Annotated in this window: 8 protein-coding genes; 1 reads left to right on the forward strand and 7 read right to left on the reverse strand. The window is 55.6% G+C overall.

Annotated elements, in window-relative coordinates:
* Positions 1-243: 243 nt before the first annotated feature.
* The 7 genes from ACILRA_RS21985 to ACILRA_RS22015 form a co-directional block, all read right to left on the reverse strand.
* Entirely contained in the window at positions 244-1095 is an 852-nt protein-coding gene (locus ACILRA_RS21985; RefSeq protein ID WP_395664172.1) for a PIG-L deacetylase family protein, read from the reverse strand.
* A complete protein-coding gene (locus ACILRA_RS21990) occupies positions 1092-1820 on the reverse strand; it encodes a FadR/GntR family transcriptional regulator (protein ID WP_395664173.1) in 729 nt (242 codons plus the stop codon). Before ACILRA_RS21990 ends, ACILRA_RS21985 begins: the two co-directional genes overlap by 4 nt.
* 16 nt (positions 1821-1836) lie before the next feature.
* A complete protein-coding gene (locus ACILRA_RS21995; RefSeq protein ID WP_395664174.1) occupies positions 1837-2883 on the reverse strand; it encodes an iron-containing alcohol dehydrogenase in 1047 nt (348 codons plus the stop codon).
* A gap of 12 nt (positions 2884-2895) precedes the next feature.
* Positions 2896-3651 carry an SDR family NAD(P)-dependent oxidoreductase gene (locus ACILRA_RS22000; protein WP_395664175.1) on the reverse strand — a complete coding sequence of 252 codons (756 nt, stop codon included), beginning with the start codon at positions 3649-3651 and terminating at the stop codon, positions 2896-2898.
* Positions 3648-4487, reverse strand: a complete 840-nt coding sequence (locus ACILRA_RS22005; RefSeq protein ID WP_395664176.1) for a carbohydrate ABC transporter permease — start codon at positions 4485-4487, stop codon at positions 3648-3650. Before ACILRA_RS22005 ends, ACILRA_RS22000 begins: the two co-directional genes overlap by 4 nt.
* Positions 4484-5380, reverse strand: coding sequence for a carbohydrate ABC transporter permease (locus tag ACILRA_RS22010; protein WP_395664177.1), 897 nt, complete (start codon positions 5378-5380; stop codon positions 4484-4486). Before ACILRA_RS22010 ends, ACILRA_RS22005 begins: the two co-directional genes overlap by 4 nt.
* A gap of 67 nt (positions 5381-5447) precedes the next feature.
* Positions 5448-6686, reverse strand: coding sequence for an ABC transporter substrate-binding protein (locus ACILRA_RS22015; protein ID WP_395664178.1), 1239 nt, complete (start codon positions 6684-6686; stop codon positions 5448-5450).
* Between the two features lie 278 nt (positions 6687-6964).
* On the opposite strand from ACILRA_RS22015, the gene ACILRA_RS22020 reads away from it, so the two are divergent.
* A partial coding sequence (locus ACILRA_RS22020; protein ID WP_395664179.1) for an ATP-binding cassette domain-containing protein occupies positions 6965-7152 on the forward strand: 188 nt, incomplete at its 3' end.

Below are 7152 nucleotides of genomic sequence, written 5' to 3' on the forward strand. Positions count from 1 at the left end.
AATCATGAACCGAAGCCGGCAAAAGCCACGCCTGATCTACTTCCCACGATCGATATGTCTTGCTCATAACCCAAATGAATCAAATTCTATCCCCGCCGTCGAGGCCATTTTCCAGACAGGCTCCTAGGGCGGCGGGCGCTCCAACCGTGCCGCCATCCCGGCGAAAGCGGGATGCCAGCTTCCGCTGGTATGACGGTGAGACGTGGGCGTTGATCATTACTGACCACCTGGCCGGAACGCGCGCTAATGGGGAAGATTGGGCCGGCTGCATCGCATATATTCTGCTGCCGCCAGATTGAATGACTGCCCCTTTGCCGCCGCACCCGACATCAATAGACCATCGATCAACGCGGCATAATCTCCTTGGGTCGCCCGCAAGATCACATTGGATGACACTCCGGCGGTTTTCGCCTGCAATGCCATTTGCTGCGCAATGTTGGCCAGCATGGTCTGGTGGCACATAATGGCTTGCCTCTGCACACCAAGCATGCCGGAAGTGTCGAACACATGCGTGACGGACGCGATGGTTCGCCCGAAATACCAGCGCTCATAAACGCCATGAGGTGCTAGGCCCTCCGCGAAGTGCTCCGGATGGTGCTTGTCAAATTGGGAGCACCAACAGGCCTCGTCGACAGCTTGCGCCAGGACACGATGATCGAGATTGTCCTCGTGGAACATGGAATCTGGATCGAAGGTCACGATGCCATAGGGTTGAAGGCTTCGAATGGCGTGAATGATCCGCTCCCGCAGGGCGACCCGCGAAACATCGCCGAGAACGTCCGTCTGCAAGCCAAGGTCATCAACCTCTGCAATACCGAGAACCCTTGCAGCCTGCCTGAACTCGGCGGCATTGCGGCTGATCGTTTCAGCCTCATCCAGGCCTACAGAATCCCAACGATCATCCGTCACGCGCAAACAATGGATGTGCCAACCCGCCCTGGCCCACATTGCAATGACACCACCGGCAAATATCGCGGGATCATCAGCATGGGCTACAATGAGCAGCAGGGTCCGTCCCCGGCCTTGCTCAAGACCTTCTTGCGTGACCACCACCGGTTCGGTCTGCAATTCTGGGATCGTGAAACGAACCATCATCCCGTTCCCGAGGACGCCGCGATCGCGACGAGGTAATTCCGTGTCACTGCTTCCGAACGAACTTCATCGCCATCAGCGATCGCCCTGTATATCTGGGCAAGCTGCTCATGGGAATGGTTGCGCACAATCTCGGCCACTTCACCGTTTTCGCGGCGGCCATCAAACTTGTGGTCGGTACGCGACTTGATGATCTGGTCAAATGTCCTCAGCAGAAGGCCATTGCCAGAAGCCACATAATAGGCACGCGAAAACTGGTAGATCCTTGACTTGAATTCAATCCAGCTGCCAGGACTCAGAATGGCATCCAACGATGACTTCAAAAGTTTCAGGTGCGACTGGGATATATGACGCGCCGCCAGGGCTGCCACGGCCGGCTCAAAGATCAACCGTGCTTCAATCGTTTCCAGCAAGGAGTGTTCATGCGGCGCATGGATATCAACATCCGCATCAATCCGCTCAATGATCTGCGGTGCCTGTTCGGAAAGCCAAGTACCGGATCCAACCTTGCGGGAAATGAGGCCCATTTCATTCAGAATCAGCAGCGCATCGCGGACCTGTTGGCGGGAAGCGCCGAATGTTTCCGCCAGCTTGCGCTCATTGGGCAACTGAGCACCCGGCAAGTATCGTGCCTTGCGGATCGCCTCCAAAAGCGCGGCATGGATGGCTGATGCCGTAATCACAGACCGGTTGTTCTGATCAGCAGATGAATTCTGAACGTCAGTCATTCAATTCCCCATAACATCAGGCACGCCGTTCGTAGGCACGTTCAAGCCGCAGCTTCAAATCAGCAATAAAGCCCGGCGTAATTGCCACGTCATGCGCCAGTGAGTGCCATAAAGGCAGCGAATTGATATAGGAGCGCATACCCGTCAGCCCCTCTTCGGCTTGCGCCCAAGTCAGGCCCATGGCCTGTGGGCGCACATCAAGGCCAATGCCTGCGATGGCGTCCATCATGTCGCCGGCGCCCTTTTCATGCAGCATGGAGCCGACGACAATGCCTAAGCCAACTGGCTGGCCATGGAGGAATTTTTTGCCCGTCTGTTTCTCCAGCGTGTAGAACAGAAAGTGGTCAGTACCCTCAATATGGCGCGGGCACCAGCCGGAGCCATGGAAAGACGTGCCCCACTTCAATCCATCGACAAGTGCGTCAATGCCTGCATCCGTCATGTGACGGATGCCGTCAATGTTCTTTAGAATTGCGTTCACCTTTGACAGCGATTGCTTGGCAAGACCCTCGTCATAGGGCCATTTGGCCTCAATCTTTCCGTTGTCACGGGCATACTGCCAGTCGAGTACGCCGGTATGAAAACAAAGAATGTCGCCGATACCCGACCAATTGAGGTGCCGCGGTGCTGCCCGCAGCACGTCATAGTCAATGAATACACACTCCGGAACAGCATAGCCGCGATAGATGACCTTGCCGTTTTCCCGTACACCGGAGCGGTGGGAGTAAACGGCATTCACCGAGAGCGCTGTCGGAGCCTGGAACAGTGGAAGATTGCGCCGCCAAGCAAAGTATTTTGCCACATCGAGCGCCTGGCCTCCGCCAAGGCCGAGAATGGCGCGAATGTCCTTGAGGCCTGCTGCATCGCGATCCAGATCAACCTGCTCAATCGAATCAGCCAAATAGACTTGATAGCCCGCCCCTTCAAACTCGTGCTTAAACATGTTCCAGAGATCGGGCATTGTGACAATGAGGAAGGGCGGATTGACGAAGTTCTTGAACTCGCCAAACAGGCCACGTCCCATGACCGTCGGGAAGCCGTAGTCAAGGCAGGCATTGCACATGGAAATTTCCTTTCAATAGGTCGCGGTGAGCCCGCCATCGACGGCTATGCACTGGCCCGTGATATAAGTGGATAGATCAGACAAGAGAAACAGGAATGCGCCTGCACAGTCTTGCGCGGTTCCGGCCCGGCCCAAAGGCAGCTTTCGACGATCGATATACACATCTCGAAACCAGCCGGTTGTGTGCTCATGTGTGCCATCGGCCATGATGGCCATGCGCGTATCGATAAAGCCTGGCGCCACGGCATTCACGCGCACAGGCGCCAGATCAATGGCCATGGCGCGGGTAAGGTTAAGGCCACCGCCTTTGGCAGTGGCATAGGCCACGGAATTGGCTTGGCCAAAGAGTGCTTGCGTCGACAACGTATTGACGATGGAACCGCCCTGTCCCGGAAAATGGGAAAGCACGCACTGGCTCACCCGCAAGATAGAAGTGAGATTTGTAGAGATCACTTTCTCAAAGCGGGCCTCTGCCACTGATGCCGCATGACTCTCATCAAGGATGGCCGCATTATTGACGAGGCCGTTGATCGTGCCCAGCGCCTGAACTGCCTGCTCAACACCCGACTTCACTGCACCCAGATCTGACACATCCATTTCAACGGATATGGCGTTAAGCCTGCGCGCCTGCGTTCTGACCTCCGCGCCGTCGATGTCGGCCATTGCAACTTTGCCACCGGCCATGATGATGGCTTCGGCAACGGCAAGGCCTATGCCGCGTGCAGCGCCTGTGACCAGAATGGACTTACCCTGAAGCAGAGCGTTCATCCTTTGATGGCTCCTGAAGAAAGTCCGGATACCAGCGCGCGTTGTGCGACGACTGTCAGGATGGTGATGGGAATGATGGCAAGGGCAGATGCGGCGGCCATCGGGCCCCAATCGAGATTTCTTGTAGAGATGAAGCCTGCGATGAAGACCGGCAGAGTCTTGGCGGAATTGCCAGCCAGCATGACCGGAATCAAGAACTCATTCCAGGCCAACAGCGCCACGAAGATCGTCGTCGCTGCGATGCCGGGGAGGATCAACGGCAAGACCACGTAGATCAGAATTTGCCATCGCCTGGCGCCGTCCACGGCAGCACTCTGTTCCAGCGCGATCGGGATCTGTTCGACAAACGACATCATCAACCAGACCGCAAAGGGAAGGTTCACAGCTGCATACATAACAATGAGCATGAGGTGATTGTCGTAAAGTCCCAGTTGCGAAATAATCTGGAACAGGGGCACCATGATGACGATGGCAGGCACGGCCCTGATCAATACCAGGCCAACCTCAAGTGAGCCGCGCCCGCGGAAACGGGACGAGCGGGCCAATGCATAGGCGGCCAAGGTGGCAATGAAGACGCAGAGCAACGTCGACGCAAGTGTAATGACAACGGTGTTCAAGCAGGTTTGCCAAAAGCCGCGCGTTGCAAATATTGCATCGTAGTTCTTCATCGTCGGCGTGAAGCTGATGAACTTCGGCGGGAACACAAAGGTATCGTCGCGTTGCTTGATAGACGTTGTTATCGTCCAGTAGACGGGAAACAACGCGATGAAACTGGCGAGCAGCAGGCAGAGATAGCTCAACCAGGTTGCGATCTTCTTGCGGGTCTTGGCCCTCATCGTGCATACCCCGTGGCCCGGCGCCACATCACGTAAATCGGGGCAACCAGCAGAACCATCAGGACGCCGAGCGCTGCGGCACGTGAAATCTGGAAGAAGATAAATCCAGTGTTATAGGTCAGCATGCCCAGGGTCTGCGTGGCTGTACCAGGCCCGCCCTTGCCCGTGAGAATGAAGATCAAGTCAAACATCTTGAGGCAGTCGATGATGCGGATCATGGCGATGACAAGCACCACCGGAAGCAGCGACGGCAGCGTAACATAGAAGAAAATCTGGGATGCGCGCGCACCATCGATGCTTGCTGCTTCGCGCGGACCATTGGGCAAACCTGCCAGACCTGCAAGGGTGATCAGCATGACAAAAGGAATTGACTGCCAGCTATCAACAATAGTGACTGCCATGATGGCGGGCCACCGCCATCCCAGCCAATTGGGGCCATTTACGTTGATCTGATCGAACGCCCAGTTGATGACACCGAGATCGGCATCAAACAGGAAACGCCACATCAGCCCGACGGCAACTGGTGTCAACAGCATGGGTATGATGAGAATCGTCCGGAAGATCTGCGTACCCGCCAAATTGCGGTGGAGCAAAACCGCTAAGCCAATCCCAATCGGGATCTGAACCACAAGAGCCAACACGATCAGGATCAAAGTGACCCAGATGGATTCCCAGAATCGTGGATCAGTAAACGCTTGAACATAATTATCAAAGCCAATGAACTTTGCGGCCACAAAGGCGCCAAGTGTCTCATTGCGGAATGAGAGATAAAGCGCACCAATGACTGGCAACGCGAAGACCACGATAAGCATCGTCCATGTCGGCAGCACAAGCAGTTCGGCGAGCCGGGCATTGGCAGTTTCAATGCTCTTTGACCGTCCACGGTTCGGCATTGGCGTATCATGATTCCCTGGTTGCGGGGGTGTGGCTGAACCACACCCCCGTTGACATGCCGGCTGACTACTGGGCGTTCTCTTGAGCGAGAATGGGCTTTTCGGTTTCCTGAAGTGCATCAAGGCCCGCCTTGACCTCGACAGAGCCATTCATGATGCCAGCCAAGGCATCAACTGCTGCCTTCTCAAACTCAGGCCACACACGGATTTGCGGATAGCGCTCAACTCGTGTGCCCTCAGGAATATCGAGCACTGGCAGATAGGGGTACTTGGCGATGAGCTCAGGATCAGTGATGATGGATTTGCGGCCAATCGCAGCAGCGCCGGCATTGAGGTAGTTCTTGGCGTTTGACTTGCCCAGCACGAACTCGAGGAACTGCCAGGCCACGTCCGGGTTCTTTGCATCGGAAGGAATGCCGATGTTCCAGCCGGCGAGGTGGGTCACGTCGACTGAACCCTTCGGCATGGGCGCTGTGCCGATCTTGCCCGCATGCTTCTGGTTTGCGGGATCGTTCAACATGCCCCAGTAACCTGAATACTGAACCATTGCGCCGATATCGGTCGACAAGAATTTGATTGTTGCATCATCACTTGAGGCCGACAGCGCGCCTTCGGGCGCATAGGCCAGCATGTCCTTCAGGAATTGCGTGCCAGCCACCGCCTCAGGCGTGTTGACAGTGGGATTGTAGTTCTCATCATAGAGCTTTCCGCCGAAGCTCCACACCATGGTCATCCACCACCAGGACACGTTGGGCCCGTAGCCAAAGATCATGCCATCGCCCTTGCCTGATTCCTTCACGGCCTTGGCATTGGCCTTGAATTCATCCCATGTCGTGGCAGGCTTCAGGCCCAGCGCATCATAAATATCGGTGCGATACCATTGGATGAAGGGTTCCGTGGAAAGTGTTAGGCCAAGGGTTTGCCCCTTGTACTTGCCGTAATCTTGCTGGCCCTTTCCGAAGTCGGAAATGTCATATTCCGTCGACGCGGCGATCTTGTCATCCAGCGGCATCATGGTGCCAGCAGCCCCAAAGGGCGTGAGGAATGAATTGTCGAACTGGGCGACGTCATACTGGCCTTGCTTCAACTGAACCGTCAGCATCAGCTTCTGGTGCATCTCGCCATATGGCACTTCCGTGACATTCACCTTGTGGCCAGTGGCCTTCTCAAAGGCCGGAATGAACGACTGAATGGCCGTTGAAGATGGCGATGGGCTGAGGAAGATGTTCAATTCATCCGCCCAGGAAAATGTTGTTGTGGCCAGCAGAATGGCCGCTGCTGAGATAAGTTTCTTGGCTAATGGCATGGTGTTTCCTCCTGTGATGCCAGTCGTTTCGGATCAGACGTTGTCCGTCTTCCGGCCGCTTATCGTCCTGGCCTCAAACTGACCCCAGCACTGCGGCTTGCCGTTCAGTGAACATCAATTGGTCAACCATTGTCAATTGCTATTCGACCATTGAAGCACTAGTTTTCTGTTCGATATTCTGTCACCAGATCAGATTTACGTTTGACAGCCATTCATCTCATGCGCAGTATCCCGCCAAAATGGTTGGCCATTTAACGGCCACTGATCAGGGAGCGGAAATGGCGGCAGTTTCACTCGCGGGTGTCGGGAAGTCATACGGCTCGCAATCTGTCGTCCGCGACATCAATCTCGACATTGCCGATGGCGAATTTATCGTGCTGGTGGGGCCCTCTGGCTGCGGCAAGTCCACAATTCTGCGCATGATCGCAGGGCTTGAGGACATCACGCAGGGCGACATCAGCATCGG

The sequence above is a fragment of the Aestuariivirga sp. genome (assembly GCF_044239095.1).
Classification (GTDB): Bacteria; Pseudomonadota; Alphaproteobacteria; order Rhizobiales; family Aestuariivirgaceae; genus Aestuariivirga.

Coding starts and splice junctions, on each gene's coding strand:
- ACILRA_RS22005 (WP_395664176.1), bottom strand. CDS start 4,487: ATGAGGGCCAAGACCCGCAAGAAGATCGCAACCTGGTTGAGCTATCTC.
- ACILRA_RS21990 (WP_395664173.1), bottom strand. CDS start 1,820: ATGACTGACGTTCAGAATTCATCTGCTGATCAGAACAACCGGTCTGTG.
- ACILRA_RS21995 (WP_395664174.1), bottom strand. CDS start 2,883: ATGTGCAATGCCTGCCTTGACTACGGCTTCCCGACGGTCATGGGACGT.
- ACILRA_RS22015 (WP_395664178.1), bottom strand. CDS start 6,686: ATGCCATTAGCCAAGAAACTTATCTCAGCAGCGGCCATTCTGCTGGCC.
- ACILRA_RS22000 (WP_395664175.1), bottom strand. CDS start 3,651: ATGAACGCTCTGCTTCAGGGTAAGTCCATTCTGGTCACAGGCGCTGCA.
- ACILRA_RS21985 (WP_395664172.1), bottom strand. CDS start 1,095: ATGATGGTTCGTTTCACGATCCCAGAATTGCAGACCGAACCGGTGGTG.
- ACILRA_RS22010 (WP_395664177.1), bottom strand. CDS start 5,380: ATGCCGAACCGTGGACGGTCAAAGAGCATTGAAACTGCCAATGCCCGG.